18 protein-coding genes are annotated in these 20,689 nt (G+C 51.9%); 3 read left to right on the plus strand and 15 right to left on the minus strand.

From position 1 onward, the window contains the following. Positions 1-158: 158 nt before the first annotated feature. The 5 genes from gdhA to rplU all read right to left on the minus strand — a co-directional run bounded on the left by gdhA (position 159) and on the right by rplU (position 5,797). Positions 159-1,508 carry an NADP-specific glutamate dehydrogenase gene (gene gdhA, locus Q0P86_RS10915; RefSeq protein ID WP_291023871.1) on the minus strand — a complete coding sequence of 450 codons (1,350 nt, stop codon included), beginning with the start codon at positions 1,506-1,508 and terminating at the stop codon, positions 159-161. A gap of 251 nt (positions 1,509-1,759) precedes the next feature. Beyond that, positions 1,760-2,545: an inositol monophosphatase family protein gene (locus Q0P86_RS10920; protein WP_291023869.1), complete on the minus strand. Its 786-nt coding sequence runs from the start codon at positions 2,543-2,545 to the stop codon at positions 1,760-1,762. 38 nt (positions 2,546-2,583) lie between these two features. After that, positions 2,584-4,929, minus strand: coding sequence for a hypothetical protein (locus Q0P86_RS10925; protein WP_295039417.1), 2,346 nt, complete (start codon positions 4,927-4,929; stop codon positions 2,584-2,586). A 118-nt stretch (positions 4,930-5,047) separates the two neighbouring features. After that, positions 5,048-5,308, minus strand: a complete 261-nt coding sequence (gene rpmA, locus Q0P86_RS10930; protein WP_072978220.1) for a 50S ribosomal protein L27 — start codon at positions 5,306-5,308, stop codon at positions 5,048-5,050. A 3-nt stretch (positions 5,309-5,311) separates the two neighbouring features. After that, positions 5,312-5,797, minus strand: coding sequence for a 50S ribosomal protein L21 (gene rplU / locus Q0P86_RS10935; RefSeq protein WP_290996641.1), 486 nt, complete (start codon positions 5,795-5,797; stop codon positions 5,312-5,314). Positions 5,798-6,014: 217 nt separating this feature from the next. Between rplU and Q0P86_RS10940 the strand changes: the two genes are divergently transcribed. Further along, positions 6,015-8,867, plus strand: a complete 2,853-nt coding sequence (locus tag Q0P86_RS10940) for a glycoside hydrolase family 2 protein (protein ID WP_295039420.1) — start codon at positions 6,015-6,017, stop codon at positions 8,865-8,867. A 107-nt stretch (positions 8,868-8,974) separates the two neighbouring features. On the opposite strand, the gene Q0P86_RS10945 is transcribed toward Q0P86_RS10940, so the two are convergent. From Q0P86_RS10945 to Q0P86_RS10990, 10 genes are all read right to left on the minus strand, one after another. Further along, on the minus strand, positions 8,975-10,717 hold the full coding sequence (locus Q0P86_RS10945) for an FISUMP domain-containing protein (protein ID WP_291023861.1): 1,743 nt from the start codon (positions 10,715-10,717) through the stop codon (positions 8,975-8,977). Positions 10,718-10,748: 31 nt separating this feature from the next. Then, on the minus strand, positions 10,749-11,801 hold the full coding sequence (locus tag Q0P86_RS10950) for a tetratricopeptide repeat protein (protein ID WP_294111277.1): 1,053 nt from the start codon (positions 11,799-11,801) through the stop codon (positions 10,749-10,751). Then, on the minus strand, positions 11,791-12,432 hold the full coding sequence (locus tag Q0P86_RS10955; RefSeq protein ID WP_290996647.1) for a TonB family protein: 642 nt from the start codon (positions 12,430-12,432) through the stop codon (positions 11,791-11,793). The genes Q0P86_RS10950 and Q0P86_RS10955 overlap by 11 nt, the downstream gene beginning before the upstream one ends. A 167-nt stretch (positions 12,433-12,599) precedes the next feature. Then, a complete protein-coding gene (locus tag Q0P86_RS10960) occupies positions 12,600-13,004 on the minus strand; it encodes a biopolymer transporter ExbD (protein WP_072978215.1) in 405 nt (134 codons plus the stop codon). Next, the gene (locus Q0P86_RS10965) at positions 13,004-13,843 is read right to left on the minus strand and encodes a MotA/TolQ/ExbB proton channel family protein (RefSeq protein ID WP_290996649.1); all 840 of its coding nucleotides are present in this window, start codon (positions 13,841-13,843) and stop codon (positions 13,004-13,006) included. The genes Q0P86_RS10960 and Q0P86_RS10965 overlap by 1 nt, the downstream gene beginning before the upstream one ends. Continuing rightward, positions 13,844-15,406, minus strand: coding sequence for a MotA/TolQ/ExbB proton channel family protein (locus Q0P86_RS10970; RefSeq protein ID WP_295039423.1), 1,563 nt, complete (start codon positions 15,404-15,406; stop codon positions 13,844-13,846). Then, positions 15,407-16,201, minus strand: a complete 795-nt coding sequence (locus Q0P86_RS10975; RefSeq protein ID WP_294985588.1) for a DUF3450 family protein — start codon at positions 16,199-16,201, stop codon at positions 15,407-15,409. Positions 16,202-16,375: 174 nt separating this feature from the next. After that, a complete protein-coding gene (locus Q0P86_RS10980; protein WP_290996652.1) occupies positions 16,376-17,113 on the minus strand; it encodes an ankyrin repeat domain-containing protein in 738 nt (245 codons plus the stop codon). A 143-nt stretch (positions 17,114-17,256) separates the two neighbouring features. Then, complete coding sequence (locus Q0P86_RS10985) at positions 17,257-17,847, minus strand: inorganic diphosphatase (protein WP_072978591.1); 591 nt, start codon at positions 17,845-17,847, stop codon at positions 17,257-17,259. Positions 17,848-17,950: 103 nt separating this feature from the next. Further along, the gene (locus tag Q0P86_RS10990; protein ID WP_290996654.1) at positions 17,951-19,390 is read right to left on the minus strand and encodes a BamA/TamA family outer membrane protein; all 1,440 of its coding nucleotides are present in this window, start codon (positions 19,388-19,390) and stop codon (positions 17,951-17,953) included. Between the two features lie 222 nt (positions 19,391-19,612). Between Q0P86_RS10990 and Q0P86_RS10995 the strand changes: the two genes are divergently transcribed. Both Q0P86_RS10995 and Q0P86_RS11000 read left to right on the plus strand, forming a co-directional pair. Then, entirely contained in the window at positions 19,613-20,077 is a 465-nt protein-coding gene (locus tag Q0P86_RS10995; protein ID WP_072978211.1) for a hypothetical protein, read from the plus strand. Positions 20,078-20,192: 115 nt separating this feature from the next. Further along, on the plus strand, positions 20,193-20,689 hold a 497-nt coding region (locus Q0P86_RS11000; RefSeq protein WP_295039426.1), incomplete at its 3' end, for a DEAD/DEAH box helicase.

The raw sequence follows: 20,689 nt of genomic DNA on the forward strand, positions 1-20,689 counted from the left end.
GGAGCGGTCGCGAGAGGACCGGCTCCAGGGTACGGACTTAGCAGAGCTTAGCCGGTCCGGTCATATCCGTGAGCGAAAAACGCCTGGTATTAACCAGGCGTGATCGCGAGAGCGAGCGCTCTCGTAATGCATAGAAGCATTTAGCGCGAGCGGTCGTATTAGACCGCGCCCTGCCACTTCATGGCATCGGCAACCTTGAGGAAGCCGGCGATGTTTGCACCCATCACGAGGTTGCCCTTCTGGCCGTACTTGACAGCGGCAGAGGAAGCAGCGGCGTAGATGCTCTTCATGATGCCTTCGAGCTTCTTGTCCACTTCTTCGAAGGTCCAGGAGAGACGTTCGGAGTTCTGGGACATTTCGAGACCGGAGGTAGCCACGCCACCAGCGTTAGCAGCCTTGGCAGGTCCAAAGAGAACGCCAGCCTTCTGGAAGGCTTCGATAGCTTCCGGAGTAGACGGCATGTTTGCACCTTCGGCAACGGCCTTCACGCCGTTAGCGATAAGGGCCTTGGCACCTTCGAGGTCGAGTTCGTTCTGGGTAGCGCACGGGAGAGCGATGTCGCACTTGACCGTCCAGACACCCTTAGAACCTTCGTGGTATTCAGAACCCGGAACAAGCTTGGCGTATTCGCTGATACGAGCGCGCTTGTTGTTCTTGAGGTCGAGAACGACGTCGAGGTTGATGCCGTTCGGATCGTAGATGTAGCCGTTGGAGTCGGACATGGTCACGACCTTGCCACCGAGCTGAGTAGCCTTCTGGCAAGCGAACTGGGCAACGTTACCGGAACCGGAAATCACGACGGTCTTGCCTTCGAAGGAGTCGTTAGCGAGGTCCTTGAGCATTTCGCGGGTGAAGTAGCAGAGGCCGTAACCGGTAGCTTCGGTACGAGCGAGAGAGCCACCGTAGGAGAGGCCCTTACCGGTGAGAACGCCCACAAATTCGTTGCGGATGCGCTTGTACTGACCGAACATGTAACCGATTTCGCGAGCGCCAGTACCCTGGTCACCAGCCGGAACGTCCGTGTCGGCACCGACGTGCTTGCAGAGTTCAGTCATGAAGGACTGGCAGAAACGCATCACTTCGTTGTCGCTCTTGCCCTTAGGATCGAAGTCGGAACCGCCCTTGCCGCCGCCCATGGGGAGCGTGGTGAGGCTATTCTTGAAGATCTGTTCGAAGCCGAGGAACTTGAGCATGGAAAGCGTCACTTCGTTACGGAGACGGATACCGCCCTTGTACGGGCCGATAGCGGAGTTGAACTGCACTCGGTAGCCACGGTTCACCTGAACGTTACCCTTATCATCGAGCCAAGGTACGCGGAAAGTGATCACGCGTTCCGGTTCGACGAGGCGGTCGATCACGCCGTTGGTTTCCCAGGACTTGTCCTGTTCGAGGACGGGGTCGAGGGATTCGAGGAATTCGCGGACAGCCTGGTGGAAGAGGGCCTGGTCCGGATCACGGGCGACGACCTTGTCATAAACCTTCTGAAGGTAAGCATTCTGGATTGCCATTTTATATATCTCCGTTGAGAGTTTTGATTGTTAATGTTTTCAACGGCTGTAAAGATAGCAAAGACAATTGAAAAAAGTGAAAAACGGGCAAAAATCTTCAAAAACTCACATTTTTGTAAGTTAGTATTTTGCAAGTTTTCATAATTGCCTTTTTTCGTCAAAATTAAGGGGCATGAATAACAAAAACCTACAAAAATGTAGGTTTTTGTTTACCCTATGTTGAAGTAAATTTCTTTTTACAAACAATCAGCCTATTTAAGGCAATCCAACAAAATCTCGTGCAAAACACCGTTAGAGAACGCAACTTGTTCTCCATCAACGAATTGCATCGTCGAGCCGTCAATACGAGTCGATTTTCCACCCGCTTCCTCGACCAGGAGCGCAATCGCCGCGACATCCCAGGGGTAACTCATCGTCATCACGAAACAGTCAATACGGCCGCAAGCCGTAAAGCAGCCTTCGATCACCGCCGAACCCAGGCATTTCACGCGTTCGAATGTTTCAGCTTCGGCTGCAAAGTTTTTCGAGTTCTGCGCATTGATCTTTTCTGCGACGCCCACATTAAAGTCTCCGTTACTGACAATGGCATGCACCGGATCCGCTTCATCACTCACGTGAATCGGCTTGCCGTTCATGAACGCTCCTCCGCCCTTCACTGCGGTAAAGAGTTCGCCCAGCTTGGGCAAGTTCACTACGGCCACCAACGGTTTGCCTTCAAAGTGGAGCGCAACGGAAATCCCCCATAAGGGAATTCCGCGGCTAAAGTTCACCGTACCGTCCACCGGATCGATAATCCAGCGGAAACGCGGATCGGTCCCCTCGATAACGCCCGCTTCTTCTGTACGAATCGAATGTTCGGGAAACGCCTTGCGGAGGCCCTCCACAATCAGTTTTTCGCTTGCGATATCGGCGCGGGTCACCACATCTTTCTTGGACTTGTACTTGACATCGCCCAGGTTCTGTTGTATTTCAAGACAAAGAGCACCAGCTTCTTTCGCAAGCGCCTCAGCAACTTTTAAATAATCTTGATATTCCATTTGTAATCAACTCCGAATTCCGAAATCCGAAATCCGAATTATTCCTTGTATGCGCAGCACCTAAATCCGATACTCGGCGACTTGTAGAAATTCGCCGCGCCGCGGTAAGGAATCCGCTCGCCCGTCAGGAACACGACTTCGATGTGGTCGGGCACGTACTTCATGCCATTACCGATCTTTTCAAGCCATTCATCGCCGCCTTTCTTGTATTCCGAATAAAGGGAATAATCCGTCCCCACGGAATTTCCACTAGAATCTTGTACATCATAGAACTGCAAAGTATCCTTGAAATCCTTCTGCGTCAGCACCATGAAGAGAGTCCTTGAGGTATCTGCCTGGAACACGGTATCCACCTTGGTCCCTTCGCGATACAGGTAGATAGAATCTGTCGTATAGGCCAGTCGCGTAAACACCGGGAAACTACGCCTGGTACAGAGTGCCTGCGTCTCAAGGTCAATCCCGTTCAAGACCACGTAAGAGCCTCCCTTAATGACGGCAACGGAATCCTCGGAGCGACCCATCGCCCACTCCTGGTACTGTCCCGGCAGGTCCCGCACGCCCATCGGGTTCATGCAGTGAGGATTACGTTTGGTTATATCCGACGCCGAGGCGGAATCGTTGGTCGCCACGTTGCAATCCCTGAACAGGATATCCGTAATTTCCAAGGTATCCTGAACGACACCATAAGCGAGCGTTCCACCCGAAAGACAGACCAGTTCCCAGTCGCGTTCGTTGCAAAGGCTCACCTTAAAGCCGCTCGCCGAGACCGCCTCGCAAGCCGCAAGCGCCTCGGAATGCAAAACATTTGTCACGAACTCACCCGAATCGTTTCGGTGCTCCGTGCGTTCCATGCAGAACTTCAGCGAATCTGACGCCTGTACCGCGACAAATCCTTCAGGGCAATCCAGTTCTTTCGCCAGTGCCCCCGGCGAAACATAAACAGTATCAATCAAGGCCGCCGAAAAATAGCCGGACTTGTCGACAGAACGGATGCGCAGGATCAGCGTGTCGCCAGGAGCCACCCAGCGGATCGTATCCGCCACGAAAGTCCCAACCGTAGACACAGCAAACGTATCGGCGGAAACGCCATAATGGGTACCATATCGGCCAGACTCGTCAAGTTTCTTGCTGTAGGCAACCCACTGCTTTTCAATGCGATCCCAATACTCGACCATATAGGTCTTCACGGTATCGTAGCAAAGCGAATACAGGCAGGAATCCGGAATGAACAAGACGGAATCCACCACGACGCCATGGTGCTTTGTATAGGGGTCAATGCTCCTATTCCAGAAAATTCGCAAATGGTTGTTGCTGTCGAGACGCGCCATTCCCGGATACAGAGTATCTTCGATTGTATAAAGCTTCGTTGCCAATAGCGGGGCCACCGAATCCGTCGTCGAGATAAGTTCGTATGCGACAGCGTTACCGTCGGTTCCCGAATAGTTTCCGCTGGTGTCCCAGGAACTGTACCCTACCGAATACTCACTTTCGGAACGGAGTCCCTCGATAATCAGGCGGAATTCGTTAGAATCCGAATTATCGACATTGTAACCCTTACCGTCAAAGATGGCGATACGCAGTTCATTCTTCTTGGAATCGGCGCTATGGGCAACCGTATCTACCCAAACCGAATCGTTGTTGGAATAAAATCTTGCATGGCGCTTGAACAGGCTTCCACCTGTAGAATCGATTCCGTCAGGAGTTTCTACCCTGAGTTCAAGATTTCGCAGGTCTTCGTCCTTGTCATCGGTATGCAACACGATATTGTAACCCAGAATCGGGCCAGACAGTTCATTCGGCTTGTAATAAACCGTTTGGTCCGTTGGACGCAACCACCTCAAGCGGACACCCGTCGTCCATACGGAATCGCGGATATTGCCGAGCAAGGATGGATCCATATCGTCACAGAAATGCAGATAGACTCGCTGGACAGAACCCGAACGACCGCTCGAATACTCGCAATAGAAAGCCACCAGCAAGCTGCAGCGTTCCGCCACATAATCCTGAATATAAGGAGTCACGTCCACCGTATCGAACAAATTTGCCGAACCGGACGCATACTCAAAGTTCGCAGTCGCCTTCGCAAGCTTGTCCTCGTTCACAGTCTTTGCCGTATCGCCGACAACATCGTCATCTACCCAGATATAGACCTTTTTAAGCTTATCCGTATCGATCGGGTAACGGAAACGCACCTTAAAACAATAAGCCCCGCTATCGGCATCCTTGCCACATTCACGAATTACCGACAAGTCCGAAATTTCACGGTTTAAAAGGAATTCGGCAGAACTGTCGTCGTCGGAACACGCAGAGAAGGTTCCCGCCAAAGAAAGCAAGAACGCCACAAAAGACAAATAGTACAGCAGGAACTTTGACATCACGCACATAAAATAGCAAAAAATGGTAGTAGGAAGTAGACAGTAGACAGTTGGCTGTTGGCTGTAGCGGGCTAAAAAAAACCGGCGGTACTTGTGGTACCGTCGGCTCTACACGATTCAAAACCGATTAGTTTTCTTCCGGGTAGACAGAAACCTTCTGACGCTTTGCATCGAGGCGTTCGAACTTCACCTTGCCATCGATGAGGGAGAACAGAGTGAAGTCCCTGCCCATGCCCACATTGTTGCCACTGTGGAAGTGAGAACCACGCTGACGAACGATGATGTTGCCAGCCTTGACGGTTTCGCCCGCATACTTCTTAACACCAAGGTACTTGGCGTTACTGTCGCGGCCGTTACGTACTGAACCTTGACCTTTCTTATGAGCCATGGATTAAACCTCCTTAGCCTTACGCAGAGAGTTCTTCTTGACCTTGGCGGGCTTCGGGAGACCCTGGGCAATCTTTTCCTTGCGAGTCAGAGGCACAGACTGCACCTTCTGCTTGGCGAGGGCAGCCACGCGAGCGCGGTTGCGTTCGATAACCTTGGAGTCGACCTTTGCGGATTCTGCGCCGGAGCGAAGTTCCGTAACCAGCACCTCGGTATAGCCCTGACGATGACCGTTACGACGTTCGTAACGGGTACGACGCTTCTTCTTGTAAACGATGATGGTGTCATACTTGCCGTGGGCAAGCACTTCAACCTTCACGGAGGCGTCGTTCAGGACAGGGGTGCCGATTTGCACTTCTTTTCCTGCGAAAAGAAGAACGGACTTGAGCTCCAGTTCGGAACCAACAGCGGCATCGAGCGTGGGGACCTTGTAAGCCTTGCCCAGCTCAACTTTATACTGGAAACCACCTGTTTCAACAATAGAATACATTTTTGTAATCCTTTTTTGGTTGCTATTGGGACCCCAAATATAGAAAAAATCCACTCGGTGTAAAGGGATTGTGGAAAAATAGTTGGTAGAACTTAGTTGATAGAACTTTGTTGGCCCTTTGGCAAACACCAAAAACAAGCTTTTCTAAGCTCTAAGTTCTAAGCACTAAGCTCTAATTTTCTATCTTTTCACCCAAAATTTCATAAAGGACACTCGAATGAGCAAGATTTTGAGCCTTGACGGCGACTGGCAGATGAAGTGGGACACTGAAGATGCCGGCATTTCCAACCGTTGGTACGCCACCTATCCCCAGGATACAGAAACTGTACAAGTTCCACATATCTGGGAAAAAGCCTTTGACAAGCTCCTAATGTCGCAAGATTGCGCCTTCTATTTCAAGCGTTTCACTATCGAAGACGAAAAACAAGTCACCAAGCGTATTTTCCTCCGTTTTGAACGAATTGCAACGCACGCAACCGTATGGCTTAACGGCAAGCTCCTCGGAACTCATTTCGGAGCCTACACTCCCTTTATCATTGAACCGCAGAAAGCCCTGAAAATCGGCGAAGAGAACATCCTTTGCATCCGTGTCGCGAATATGGGTACCACCAACGGCCGTATCGACTTCGGCCGCGAAAGCGAAGACGGCGCCGACGACCGCTACGCCCATCCGAGTGAAATGCCGGTAGGCCTCCCGTGGCAGCAATACCCGTTTGGCGGCATTTTCGGTCACGTGGATCTGATTCTTGGCACGACCGCCTTTATTTCTGACGTGCGCCTTGAACCCGATGCGGATACCCAGCGAGTCGCCTGCGACATCAGCTTCAACAACCCGCGCAACTACCAGACCAGACTCCGCGTCCTGATGAAGAATCCCGACGGCGACGTGTACGAGCACTTCGTGGACAACATCAAGCTCGACAAGGAAAACATGACGCAGCGCTTCGTGTTCGAAGTCAAGGAACAGCAGCGTCACAAGTTCCAGTGGAGCCTTGAACACCCGAACCTTTACGCCATCGAATTCCAACTGGAAATCAAGGCCGGCAAGGAAAAGGACGGCAAGGAAATCAAGCGCGCCGAATACGCGTTCCCGGTCGTACGCACCTTCGGTTTCCGCAAATTCGACTGCCTCAAGGGTGACTACTACCTGAACGACCAGATTCTGAAGATCCAGGGCATCACCTACAACCAGCAGTGGAGCGAAGGCGGACTCTGGACGCTCAACAACCCGAAGCTCGAAAAGGACCTGCGGGCAGTCAAGAATGCAGGCTTCAACGCCATCCGTTCCTGCGGCGCACCGCTTCCCGAAGAAGCGCTCAACATCTGCGACAAAATTGGACTGATTGTTTTCCAGGAATTCCCCATCCACACCATGAGGTCTACCCCGCAGGGACTCGAAATCGTGAAAAAGCTGATCAACGACATCGTCGAAGAACAGCACCACCACCCCTGCATCGGCATCTGGGTTATGGGCGCCGAAAACGGCACACTCCTGTTGCAGAACGGTAACAAGCTCCTGAACGCCATCAGCCCCGTCGACATGACGCGCCCGGTCATCAGTAACCTGAACAGCATCTACCTCGACAACGAAGGCAACTTCCGCAAGGATACCGGCAAGCTCCTGCCCGTCTCGGTCGATAAGATTTCTACCTATGCGACGCTCCGCGTGAACCCGCGCATGACACCGAACGCGGCCTACAGCCACTACCTCGCCCACAGCTTCGACCGCGACGCCGAAGAACCGCTGTCCGTTCCCGATACGGGCCTCGGCGACAGCCACTTCCAGGACGAAGAAGAAAACGTGGCAAGCGACATCAACAACAAGATGCTCGTGACCTTGAAGAACCACACGCTTCTACCCGCCAACGCGACAAACATCGCAGGTCCGCGCAGCAGCAAGGCCCAGAAGAACATCAGGACCTTCATCAAGACTGTCGAAACGTTCGTCGAAAGCGACCTTTCTATTTGGAAGGACTACAAGAGCTTTATCGCCGACGCAAACCGCATCGCGCTGAAAAGCAAGCTCGACCAGATTACTGCCTTCCAGAGCAACCCGCAGATCGCAGGTTTCTTCCTGGACCAGTGGGCGGACTGCGGCACGGACTTCTACGGCCTGTGCGACGAAAACCGCGTGAGCAAGGGCTTCGACGGTTTCATCAAGGAAATCACGACCCCGAGCCGCGCCCTCGTCAGTGAACTTGAACACGTCGTCGCTCCGCAGAGCGAAGTCAGCTTCCAGGTAACGCTCTTGAACAACAGCCGTTACGAAGACGTATCCGTCGAAATCCGACTGATTGACGAAAAGGGCAAGGAAATTTCCTGCGACAAGATTTCTCCGGAAGAAGCCGCAGGCAAGACCAGCCTTACGCAGATGGGCATCTACACGACCATGGCTCCCCGCAACGAAGGCAAGTACCAGTTGCAGATTACGCTCAAGAACGACGGCAAGGAAATCCACACTTCCTACGAAGACTTGATCGTTATCGCCGAAGCCGACGTCAAGAGCGCCATGAAGAAGGTCTGCTTCCTTGACAACAGCGAAGAATCGAGCGATGCCCTCGCCGCCCTCACCGGCCCCGAACAGATTATCTTTACGGCTAACCTGAGTTCTTGGCCCGACGAAATCCTCGACAAGCTCGTGGACGTCGTGAAGAACGGCGGCAAGACGCTCCTGCTTTCGGACCTCACCCAGGAAGACATTGACTACCTGAACCAGAGTCACCAGTTCGATTGCAACATTGAATCTCATTGGAGCACCGGTGCAAACGAGCTGAGCTTGCACTACCTGCCCAAGGGTTCCGCACTCGCCTCCGTCTTTGGAGAAGCCCACGTCCTCGACCACAATGCGGCGGCCATAATGCCAAGCATCTCGCTGAACGAACTCCCCGAAGCAACCGTATTCGCCCGCTCCGTCACGCTGAAGGAAGGCGATGTCAAGACCGGTGCAGACCTGCAGCTCTACCCGTTCGGCAAGGGCAAGATTATGTTCAACCAGTTCAACGTATTCGAAGGCCTCGAAACGAACCCGCTGGCAGACAAGTTGTTCGCAACGATCGTGAACCTGCTGTAATTCGGCAAAGACAAACATTAGAAAAGGCGCGGATTATTCCGTGCCTTTTTTCTTTTCTCAAACAATCTGTGTAAGTCGCGGGCAGGTTCAATGCCGCAATGTAATCGCTAATTCTTGACGCAACGAATAGGATATCCGGACTTCCGGGTTCTCAAATTAAAGTTCCAGCCGTTAAGCTCCCAAGACCTCATATCAGAGGCAATGGGAGCATATTTCAAGCTAGCAACATCCATTCCCGCCGGAGCCCCCGCGATAAAGGTTTGCGACTTATGGATTGATGCCAACCAGAAACCATCGCTTTCACCGACTTCGACAAAGGATCCTTCTTCAGTCCTATGTCCCATAGGAATAGATGAAAAACCAGACGCATTAGCCGGATCCGTCCAGGAATCAAAATTCCACCCTGTAACCGACTTCATCGCATAGGGGAACGTATAGTAATCATTCGGTGTGACATCACCATTTATCGACGAAATCAACCACGCATTAGCCTCCTTTCCATAGGTTGGTAGAATGTAATTTACGAGAGCATTCCAGTCCTCTTCAGAAGGGATTCGCCACCCGTCAGGGCAAATTCCCTGATTGATTTCCATCAGTGGATATTCAACACTGTCTGCAGCAAAAGATGCATCCAAATTCATTGCCGAGAGAAAAGTGTAGTAACGCCCCACCTTTTCACAATTCGACGGATCGTCCTCATAGCACCAGCTGTTTCCCTTCAGATTGGGAGAACTAACGCTATCCGAGTAATTCAAGTTTTCAGCCATCCATACCTGCGAACCCAAAGAAACCGTCTTGTAACTTTTTTGGTCGCGGGCATCAACAAACGTTCCGTACTCCACAGATGGGTTCAAATAATCCGCTTTCGGGAAATCCCACATCGTCGTCCTGCGGAATCCGGAATCCGTGCAAACGAAATACTTAAAATCTTCAACAAGTCCCTGAATAATTTTGGAACTTCCCGCAACGCAGTCATTTCCGTAAGTATTGCGTTCCACTTCGGTTGCTTCTCTCCATAAGCCACCATCGCAGATATACCGATCGTAATAATGGTCCTGATAAAATTTCCCTTCGACAACAACCCCATTGACGCACTTATTGCCGTAAGCGCTGTACTCAGCCTTATTAGCAGGGCGCCAGCCCTTCTCGTCGCAGACATAATAGCCATTGCCTTCGTGAACGATTTCATATTTATTCGACGAAACGCAAGAAGGCAATACATCTTTTGCATTGGTCGAATCCATCAGGCAACGCACCGAGAATCCCGCAATAGAGTCATCGCAGACAAAGCCATAGTCCTTTCCCGGTAAAAAATGTAAATAACAACCATGTCGCGATGTCGCCAAATAGGATTCTTCATAAAGTTTACGGTAAGAACCATCCAGCCAGCGATACCCCGCTCCAAGAAGATTAAACGAGAAAAGACCCGTTCCCGGATACCAGGAATAAGATTTCAAACTTTTAGCGGGTTCTTGATCCGGTCGAACAACCGAAACATAGCCTATCAGTTCATTCCACTCGTCTTCAGTGGGAATATGGAACTTTTCGGGACAGAGTCCCTCCAGCCCACCGGTGTACAAACGGCCATATCTAACGCAATTAGAATCCGCATCATCATAGCATCCGCTAGATTCCGCCTGGTACTGCAAGTTTTCTTCAAGCCAGACTTGGGTTCCGATTTGGGTTGAATAATAAATGCGATTATCCCTCGCATCCTTAATCGGTGCCTCGATACTTTCTGTAGGCGATTTCTGGCTAAAGCTTTCGTCGATACTTGAAGATGCCGTATCGCCACATGCAGAAAGCACCCAAAGCGCAGACAACAGAACAAAGCTCTTGTAATCCTTCATACAAGCAAATATAGAATATATAATATCGCGGCTACTTCTTTTCGCGGATTCGTTTGTACAGAATTTCAGCCTTTTCTGTATCGCCCGCATTCGAGAAGACGTGGCCGACATTTTCGGCGCCGATGCGCCCCTGCGAATTACCCGCAAGCCAAGCCCTCATATAGCAATCAAAGGCTTCGTCATAGCGTTTCTGGGTAAAGTAAATTTGTCCTAAATCTAGGTTCAAGTCCGCCTTTCCCTTATTGTGACGGAGCCCCTCTTCGAGAGTAAAGATAGCCATCCACGGAGAATTATTCTGCACATACATTTGCGCGAGGTAGCGGCGGGCAGAAACATTTTCCGGATCCATCAAGAGTCCGTTTTCCATCTCGTTCAGAGACTGCCGCGTAGAATCCATGCTGCGGTAATAGTAGGCCATGGTAAAATGCACATCGGCGCCTGCGGTAGCCGTCATCTGAAGCGCATTCTGAAGCGTCTTGATGGCATACTCATAGTCACCGAGTTTTTCGTAGACTTCGGCAAGGCCGTACCACGCATCCATTCGGTCCGGATTCAGCTGCAGGGCGCGTTCGAAATTTTTCTGCGCAAGCGTCCAGTCACGACCTTTCAAGTAGCATTCCGCCAACGCAAAGTGCACATGGTCCGATTCCACGCCGAGTTCGATGGCGCGGTTATAAGCCGCTATGGCCTCGCCCACATCACCACCTAAATAATAAAGATCGCCCAGGAGCATCCAGGCCTTTTCAAACGTCGGCAAAAGCTCCACGGTGCGCTTGTACGCCACCATCGCGACCTGCTTGCGGTCAAGCTGCACCAAGGCGTTTCCCAGGTTGAACCAGGCAAAGGGCTCATAACGGCCTTCGTCAATCGCCGCACGGTACAGAGGCACCGCTTCCTTATATTTTCCCTGGTCGTACAACTCGTTCGCCTTGAAGAAGTAATCTTCAGCAGCGAAAAGAGGAATAGCATAAAATAAAATCAGGACGAGAGACAAGAGACGAGAGACGAGAGAATTCCGTCTCAAACCTCTTTCGTCTTTCGTCTGTAGGGCGAAGCCCGTTCTTTCGTCTAATCTAATTGACAAAGCGGAACTCCTTTGTGGCTTTCTGCGCCACGGGGAATCCGCCCAGCTGCGCGGGGCTGAACTTCCACTGTCTTACGGCCTTCAGGGACTCGTTGTCAAATCCATATCCGGGCGGCTCCTGCGTAAGCACCTGGGCCTGCGCCACATCGCCATAAACATCTATCACAATCAAGACCTTCACATAACCCGAAACTCCCATGCGCTTCGCCTTTTCGGGGAACTTCGGCTGGATTTCACGCAACACCTGCGCCTGTTCATCCACCTCGCCCGCTTCGTAAACGACATTTTCCATCGAGCCCGTCCCTACGGCCACGCCATCGCCGGCGGCACCGCGCGCCAGCGACAGATCCATCTGGAAATTCTGGCTACGCGACACGCCCGTGTTCGCCGAAATCTTGAACGGGTTCGGATTCATCACGGTACGCAGCACCTTCTGCTTGACCTCGGGTTTCTTCTCGCTCACGAGAACCTCGACTTCCGTCACCGATTCCAGCTCCTTTTCCGTCTTGATGCCCTTATCGAAGAAAAGCGTATTGATGACCGGAATCGCAAGGAAGAACACCGCACTCACCACAAAGGAGAGCACCAGTGCCAGCGGGAAGCGGAAATATTTTGCGAAAAAATCAAGCATAAGACTACGAGGTATGGGGTCGGGCTTCGCCCTTTGAGGTATGAGCACGGACCTACGGTCCATTGAGCTTTCAGTATCGTGCCATTGGCATCATCTTTAGCCCAGAGCCTTGCTTGCAAGGCGACCTCATCGCTCAAAGCGAGTGAAACGAGCGTGCTAAGTTCCTCTTACTCCTCCTTATTTGCCGAGATGGAAACCTTGCGGACCTTGGCCAAGTTACATTCATCGAGGATATCCACCACTACTCCGTTAGGAGCATCGCGGTCACTCACGATAATCACCGGACGGTCAGGTGCTTCGGCCATCATCTGGCGCAGCACCGTGTTGAGAGTCGTCAAGTTCACTTGAGTTTCGTTGATGTGAATCGTGCCCTGACGCGTCACGCCGATCAGGATGCTTTCCTTCGCCAGGTCCTTCGCCGAACTGGCCTTGGGCTTGGTCACATCAACACCCGTTTCGCGGGTAAAAGTCGAGGTTACGATAAAGAAGATGAGCAGGATAAAGACCATATCGAGCATCGGCGACACGTCTATTTTTCCTGCATCCTGCGAACGTTTACGAATAAAACTCATTATTTCACCTCAGAATGTTCACTATGGATCCCGTCGCTCGTTTCACTCACTCCAGGATGACTTTGGGAGGATGTTTTAGTTGCGTTGCTCCTTTCAGTTCCGAACGCAATTTCGCGCTCTCCAGGATGACTTTCTCCGACCACATCATTTGCGTTATTCACTCCAGGATGACTTTGGGAGGAGCCTTCAGGATGGTTTTCAGCGGAAAACACATAAGACTCGTACTTAAGGGCTTCACTCCACGCCTGTTTCTCGACATTTTCAACGCGGCTCGCCAAGAAATTGTAGGCAAGCATCAGCGGGAAGGCCACCAAAAGCCCCGCCTGCGTCGTGAGAAGCGCTTCGGAAATGCCGTCAGCCAACAGCACCGGGTTTCCGAAACCGAAAAGCTGAATCGTCTCGAAGGTATGCACCATGCCGGACACCGTCCCCAAAAGGCCAAGCATCGGGGCAATCGCCGCACAAGTGGAAATCGTCCTGAGCGACCGGGACAAACTCACCGAAATACGGTGACGCGTTTCTTCCATCGCATTGCGAACCGCAACAGGGCCCTGGCCGCGATACCTGCGGACATCCGAAGCGAGCGCATAAAAATAACCGTAACGACGGCGTTCCAGTTTCTTGAAAGCAACGTCTTCGCCGCTCTTTTTCAAGGTGCGCCAGAATCCGCCGAGGCCGTTTATGTTTCCGCCTCTCAGCATAAAGTAATAACCGTAGCGTTCAATCATCAAAAACCAGCCGAACCACCCCAGAATAAATATAGGGGCAAGCACCCAGCCACCGCGAAACACGATAGCCATCGCCGCTTCGATAACCGATATTTGATTGACGGTTTCCAATTACTTTTCCTTAATCCAGAGGGCATTCAGCACGGTAAGACCGGCGCTTTCCATGCGGGTGCGCAAGGCATCGGCACGGTTCATCAAGAAGGTATGAATCAACTGCAGCGGAATCGCAACGATAAGGCCCGCTTCAGTCGTCACGAGAGCGATCGAAATGCCTCCCGCCAAGAGCTTCGGGTCAGAAGTACCATGCATCGTAATCACGTCAAAGAGTTCGATCATACCCATCACTGTACCCAAGAGACCAAGCAACGGAGCCGTCGCTGCAAACACGGAAATCCATGTGAGTCCCGATTCCAGTTTAGGAACATCAGCACTGAACAATTCTTCGAGCGCTTTCTCGGCACCTTCGCGGCCCGCGTAATTCTTGGCAAGCACCGTCTTGAGCACCTTGCCCACCTTGCCGTGAACCTTTGCCGACAACTGACGGGCGGTGTCGATATCGCCCTTCTTCAGAGCCTTGATGCAGCGCCTTGTCGAAAGTCCACCGAAGCCCACCACCATGAGCCACACGAAACGCCACAGCGCAACCAACAGACCGAGCGCAAACAGAGTCACGATCGGATACATCAAAATGCCACCGTTCTTGAAGAATTCGCGGAGTTCGTCTTTCCAGGTCTTTTCCTGATGTTTCGCCATTTCCGACGAAAGTTCCGTACTCAAGAGGACATCGACCGGCACCATCAAATAGGCTGAATCCTTCGAACTTGTAAGGGCCTTGCTGATTTCAGACTTCGTATCGGGAGTCAAATTTTCTTGCCAGCTAAAGGCACGCTTCTTTTCGCCCGCCACCGGGAGCATCAACGCCGCCGGATGCAAACCGTTAATATCGACGGCATTCGCCATCTGCATCGCATAGAGGCCTCCCAAGCGTAAGCGGCTCCCCTGCGCCACGGCCGAACCGAAAACAAGCTCCGCATTTTCAAACTGGATTTCACGGGTAAAGGCAAGTTCTCCCTTTGCCACGTTCAAGAGCGCCGTCGCAATACGAACAGGGTCGTCGCGGTAAAGGCCCATTTCCTTCTTCACCTTGTTCTGCGCGTCTACACGCTCGGCAATCTTGAAAGGAATCCCCTGTTCAGCAAATTTTGAAAGGATTTCCAAGCGTTCGGGACCTGCGGCAAGCGACAGGTACTCGGCACGCGCCTTTTCCGCCTGCAACTTGACCTGGGCCAAATCCTCACGGGCTACACGCACATCCTCGAACAGGCGTGCACGTTCCGACATCAAGGCATCGACCTTTTCCTTGCTTTCGTTGTATTTTTCGTTAAAGAGTTCGCGTTCCTGGTTCGCCGTCTCGCGGTCCTTCCAGCGGGCTGCAACGGCCATGTCACGCTTCTTGCGGGCTTCTTCCAAATCAGCCTTTGCACTGTTCAGCGCGGCTCGTTGTTTGACTGCATCAATATCGGCATTCTGCTGCGCGTAAGAGAGTGGAGCAAGAATTGCGAAAACTACTACTGCAAAAGCAACAGTCAAACGAGAAAACCTACTAGAGGAAGCTTCGGTCTGCGACATCGCATAGACATTCCGAATTCCGAATTCTGAATTCTGAATTTTCATCTATTTGTCCTCCTTCGGAATTGCAACGGGAATCGTCACAAGCCTCGGGGCAGTCTTACCTTCGGCCACTTTCATGACATCCTTCAATACCGATCGCATATTCAAGTCGTCAGATACATTTTTCCAACTGTAACCGCCATCGCTTGTCCGGGCAAGCCAGAGCACGTCGTTCCCGTCGTTGCTCACGAATACGGAAGACACCGCCCCATAACGCAGGAATGTACCGGGAACATTGCGGGCATCCACCTGCAAAAAGCCCTTGTAGACTTCGGTCGTGTAACCGAGGCGGATTCGGTCGTAGAAAACCTCGAGGGTTCGGTTGAGGCCGTCGTCGGCCTCGATGAGTCCCTTATGCAGCTGGTTCGCAATCTCCTGGACACTCTTGATTGTCTCGTCGTTCCGGTAAGGGAAATCCGATTCGAACACGGGGACCAGCGAATCTATCACCTTTGCAAGCGATTCGCCATACTTGGCCTTACGGTTTTCAAAGTACTTGACCGTACCCATGGCCTTCTGCCGGGCATCAGCCAGGTTCTTGAGTTCAGCCTTCAGGGAATCGATTTCGGACTTCAAAGTCTTGTTCTGCGAAGCAAGGGCCTGCACCTTCTTGCGACCGACCTCGACAAACTCGGAATGGCGTTTCTTTTCGGCATCGTGAAGCGACTTTTCGCGAGCAGTTTCTGCTTCTACCGACTTGATCTGGCGGCGTACACTCTCTACCGTTTCCTGCGCCTGCGAGACCACACCCGCCAAGCACAGAGAAAGAAAAATCTTAGGGAACAAATGAAATTTCATACGCGAAAAATACAAAGAACCGCAGCCACTAGACCACGGTTTCTTTCAAAATAAGGTGAAAAACGAGCATTAGAACTTAGTTGCAAGAACCTAGAGCTTAGAATTATCAAATATTGAAATCGTCTAAGTTCTACAAGCGCAGCGGACTAAGTTCTACCAACTGAGTCGAAAGCGTTACTTCTTGGAATCCTTGAAATACTGCGGAGTATTCTTGGCGCCGGCCTTCTTCAGGGCCTTGATCAAGCGGGTATAGCCTTCGTTGGTCGCCCAGTCAAGCACGGAATAGCCCTGACCGCACTTAGCGTTCACGTCGACACCCTTGTTGATGAGGAACATCATAGCGTCATATTGGCCATTCTTCACAGTCCAGTGAATCGGCAGGTAACCGTCTGCGCTACGGGAATCGAGCGGAGCACCGGCATCGGCGAGCACTTCGAGCATATCGACCTTACCGGTCTTTGCAGCGAGAAGCACTGCGGTTCCGAGAGTCTGAAGTTCTGCACCTTCGGCCTTGAGCTGGGTCAGAAGACGGTTGACCACTTCCTTGTTGCCCATCATCACGGCATTGTCAATCACTGCTTCACCGTTGCCATTCTTGACATCGGCCTTTGCACCGTGGTCGAACAGGTAATTCAGCACGACCATATTGCCCTTGTTGGCGGCAATAGCCACGGCATTGTTGCCATTGTCTGCCGGGGCATCGATTTCGAAGGAAGCCTGCAGGAAAATCGTCATCTTGGCGGTATCGCCACTAGCGGCGTACGAAACAAACTGGTTCGGGGTAAAGGGAATCTGCTGCTTGGTCAGGTACTTGCGCACGGACTGCGGATCGTTCGGGTCCATCTTGTCGTTACAGCCGGTAAAGGACATCATCAAGGCTGCGGCACAGAGAGCCAACATCTGTTTCTTCATAAAAATCTACTCCAAAAGAGGTTTTGCTTATTTTTGGTCTAAAAATAAACATTTTTTTTGCCAATAGATACAAAAAAACTCTATTTAGAACTTTTTTTTACCAAATAGAGTCCCGCTTAAAGCGTATAGCGAAGAGAATGTCGTTAAATCAGTTCGTCAGGCGGCAAGTGGTCAACACTTTCCGGTTCCTGGTAGCAAGTTTCAGGCACCTGAACCTGCATCTGGAAATAGGCCTTGTGTGCGGCAATTACCTTTTCGCGGGCAAAAGCGGCGTCTTTCCATTCGCCAATCTGCACATCCTTGCCTTCCAGTTCCTTGTAGTTCTGGAAAAAGTTCTTGGTAATGCGCAGGAACATCTGGTCCACATCGGTAATGTCCTTGATCGGGCGCGGATTGAACACGGGTACGCCCAAGACCTTATAGTCCTTGCGACCGCCGTCGGTCATGTCAAGCGCACCAATCACGCGGCAGGTGCAGACCGTCCCCGTCATCATCGAGGCCGGGCTATAAATCAACATATCGATAGCGTCGCCGTCATCAGCCTTGGTGCTCGGGATAAAGCCGTAAGTACAGGGGTAGCTCATGGAGCTCAGCAAGCAGCGGTCCAGGCGGAACACGTGCAAGCGTTCATCATATTCGTATTTGAGGTTGGTGTCCTTGCCGATTTCCACGACGCAGTCCACTTCGAACGGGTACTTGCGTCCAATCGGAAGATCCAGATAATTAATAGCCATTTGCACTCCAAAGGCCCACTTTGAGCCCATATTATCTTTTTAATATAAATATAAGTCCTAATTTAGCATTTACTAAAAATTTGTAAAGGGCAGTTTACTAAAACTACCTGCTCCGCCAACGTGATGAAGTCACCTTGTCAAAGAGTCCAAAATAAAACGCAGGCTCTCCCCTATCGGGCCTATAACCGACTTCGAATCGGATACGATCTAGCGCCGGGATAACCAAGTGCAGACCGCCATAGACAGCCCCCTCGTAATCGTCCCAGCCGGGTCGGCCGCTATCCCACAAAAGGCTTCCGTCGAAACCCGCCACCAGCTGCACGCCATAGAAGAAGTTGACACCCATGACACTGGCCGCGTGGCGCTCCATCAAAACAAAGCGCTCCTCGAGCGTTAGCAGGACTTCGTGGACGCCCAGACGCACCGAATCAGCCTCGTCTTCTTTTCCGCCAAGCGCACTGCCGCCACGACCACGGAAAGTATTCGGGCCACCGTGATAGTAATAATCGTAGAATTTCACATCACCCGGACGGTAACGGGCAAGCGCAGTCGCGCCGGTCACGAAACGGCTCAAGGTCCAGTAAGCGCGAGCATCCGTCAAAAGTTCCCAGTAGTTTTCGCCGCCCATTTCCTTGCAGAGCTTGTCTACGGACATATCGCAATCGGATTCGTCGCCAAGCCCTACGTGAGTCAGCATATATTCGTAGTAGACTCCCTTACGGGTATCCAGTTTGCTGTCGCGGAAATCGAAGGCAAAACCCAGACCGAATTCCGGCAAGAAGTCAGCATTTTTCAGTATGCGACCGGCGACTGTCCCCAGGAGAGAAAGATGCGGCAATATTTCGTAATCCAGGTCAAGATCCACAAGCCAGCTGTCATCCTGATAGCCATGGATATCATCGTAGCTATCGGTGCGCAGGAACTCGAAATTCCAACCGAGCGGAACGCCAAACAGGTATGGCGAACTCACATAGAAGGCATACTCGTTATTCTCGAAGAACGGATCCGTCGAAGTACGATACTGCACCTCGGCTCGGATGTCTTCGCCCAGTACATTGAGGTTTGCGAGCGCGAGGCCGATCATCAGCCCATCACGGTCCGTTTCCTTCCCAGCCGGTGACGGAATCCAGCGGAAAATTTCCTTGAAAGAATAGGTTACGGACGAGAGACGAGAGGCGAAAGACGAAAGAGAGTCTTCGCGAGGCGAAGCCGAAGAATTCGAATTTCGGAGTTCAGACTTAGAACGCAACGAGTCATTCTGGAGCGTGTCATCCTCGAAGCGTAGCGGAGGGGAGACGGAATCCAGCGCTTGGTTAGACAAGCTCAACAGACCCGCATTACACGACACCGTGATTTCGGTAAACAAGTCGAGGTCCTGCAGTCGGCGTTTTTCCGCCTCGAACTTTTCGACAGAGAACGGCTCGCCCACACGGTTCAACAGTTCTCGTTCCACCACGCGAGGATTCGTATGTTCCAAGCCTTCAAGCCGAATCGAGGAAACAACGGTACCCTCGGGACAGGCTCCAACGTCAGCAAAAGCCAATCCCGAAAAAAGTGCCGTTACAGCACATGTAAAAAGACATCGTTTCAAAAAACTTAACACAAATACGAATATAGAAAAGCTTGCCTCCTTAAAAAAGCGTCGGCCAAGGAAGGGGAGGGTGCAGGGAGGGGACCGTGCGGCCTTCGCAACTCCGAGCCGGGTTCCCTCCCGCATAAATCATTTATTTTTCTATATTTTCTTTCGTAAAGAAAAGAGGTTTTTATGTTAGATTTTCTCGCCAACTATTGGCCCTTCATTGTTGCCCTTGTCCTGATCGTGCTCGGCGTGTTCGCTTTCCGCGGCGTCCGTAAGGCCCTCAAGGAAGGCGGTGGCGCTTTCAGCCTTGAAACCATCAAGAAGAATACCGAACCGAACTTTGCCGCCCTCAAGCAGAAGTCCCGCGCTCTCTTGGCCGATGCCGACATGATTTGCGAAGTCAAGGAAGGCTCGCACCTCGTGGTTCCCAAGAAAGAAGACCTCAAGTTCTTCCGCCGCGCCGTGTCCCAGAAGTACAAGCTAGCCATGTTCCTGGTGCCCGGCACCAACAAGGTTGCCTATTTCTTCTGCAAAACCGAACAGGGACTGCGCCGCCGTATCGACAATCTGGTCATCAACCAGAAGTTCCACGAAGGCAAGAAGCCTTACAACGACGTTGCCACCGGCGAAAAGCTCAAGTTTCCGAGGTAGTGATTAGGGGGAAGTTTCCCCCTCGCTTCCATCGGCAGCCCAGCGACAAAGGTCCCTGAGCCTGCCGAAGGGACGCTACCCCTTCTAGCGGGGACACCCCGCAACGCCCCGAACGATGAATTACAAAGATTTAGCACTCGCCGAAGAAGAAGGCAAACTGGAAGCCGCGATAGCGGCTTCTCGCAATTTATTGATAGAAGCACCAACCGGCTCGGGCAAGTCGCTATTTATCCCCTACTTTTTAAGCAAGCATTGCAAAGGCCGCGTGGTCGTACTGCAGCCCCGCCGCATTGCGGCACTCGCACTCGCACAGTTCTCGGCAAAACTCCACGGAGAGCCTTGCGGCAAGACCGTCGGCTACCAGTTCAGGCAAGACAGTTGCAAAAGCGCCGACACACGCATCCTCTTTCAGACCTACGGTAACTTTCTGCAGGAGCTACTGCACGGCAAACTGGACGCCGACTGGATCGTGTTCGACGAATACCACGAACGCAAAGCCGACATGGACTTGCTGTTTGGGTTCTTTAGACAAAAGACGAGAGACGAGAGACGAGAGTGGCCTCGTGTGAGCCTGAGCGACCAAGCGGAAGCTGGTCGTGAAGGCGAGAGTGA

This window comes from uncultured Fibrobacter sp. (assembly GCF_946062555.1).
Taxonomy (GTDB): domain Bacteria; phylum Fibrobacterota; class Fibrobacteria; order Fibrobacterales; family Fibrobacteraceae; genus Fibrobacter.

Bases quoted from the DNA above. Each gene is read 5' to 3' on its own strand.
- gdhA (WP_291023871.1), bottom strand. From the start codon at position 1,508: ATGGCAATCCAGAATGCTTACCTTCAGAAGGTTTATGACAAGGTCGTC.
- Q0P86_RS10920 (WP_291023869.1), bottom strand. From the start codon at position 2,545: ATGGAATATCAAGATTATTTAAAAGTTGCTGAGGCGCTTGCGAAAGAA.
- Q0P86_RS10925 (WP_295039417.1), bottom strand. From the start codon at position 4,929: ATGTGCGTGATGTCAAAGTTCCTGCTGTACTATTTGTCTTTTGTGGCG.
- rpmA (WP_072978220.1), bottom strand. From the start codon at position 5,308: ATGGCTCATAAGAAAGGTCAAGGTTCAGTACGTAACGGCCGCGACAGT.
- rplU (WP_290996641.1), bottom strand. From the start codon at position 5,797: ATGTATTCTATTGTTGAAACAGGTGGTTTCCAGTATAAAGTTGAGCTG.
- Q0P86_RS10940 (WP_295039420.1), top strand. From the start codon at position 6,015: ATGAGCAAGATTTTGAGCCTTGACGGCGACTGGCAGATGAAGTGGGAC.
- Q0P86_RS10945 (WP_291023861.1), bottom strand. From the start codon at position 10,717: ATGAAGGATTACAAGAGCTTTGTTCTGTTGTCTGCGCTTTGGGTGCTT.
- Q0P86_RS10955 (WP_290996647.1), bottom strand. From the start codon at position 12,432: ATGCTTGATTTTTTCGCAAAATATTTCCGCTTCCCGCTGGCACTGGTG.
- Q0P86_RS10960 (WP_072978215.1), bottom strand. From the start codon at position 13,004: ATGAGTTTTATTCGTAAACGTTCGCAGGATGCAGGAAAAATAGACGTG.
- Q0P86_RS10970 (WP_295039423.1), bottom strand. From the start codon at position 15,406: ATGAAAATTCAGAATTCAGAATTCGGAATTCGGAATGTCTATGCGATG.
- Q0P86_RS10975 (WP_294985588.1), bottom strand. From the start codon at position 16,201: ATGAAATTTCATTTGTTCCCTAAGATTTTTCTTTCTCTGTGCTTGGCG.
- Q0P86_RS10980 (WP_290996652.1), bottom strand. From the start codon at position 17,113: ATGAAGAAACAGATGTTGGCTCTCTGTGCCGCAGCCTTGATGATGTCC.
- Q0P86_RS10985 (WP_072978591.1), bottom strand. From the start codon at position 17,847: ATGGCTATTAATTATCTGGATCTTCCGATTGGACGCAAGTACCCGTTC.
- Q0P86_RS10995 (WP_072978211.1), top strand. From the start codon at position 19,613: ATGTTAGATTTTCTCGCCAACTATTGGCCCTTCATTGTTGCCCTTGTC.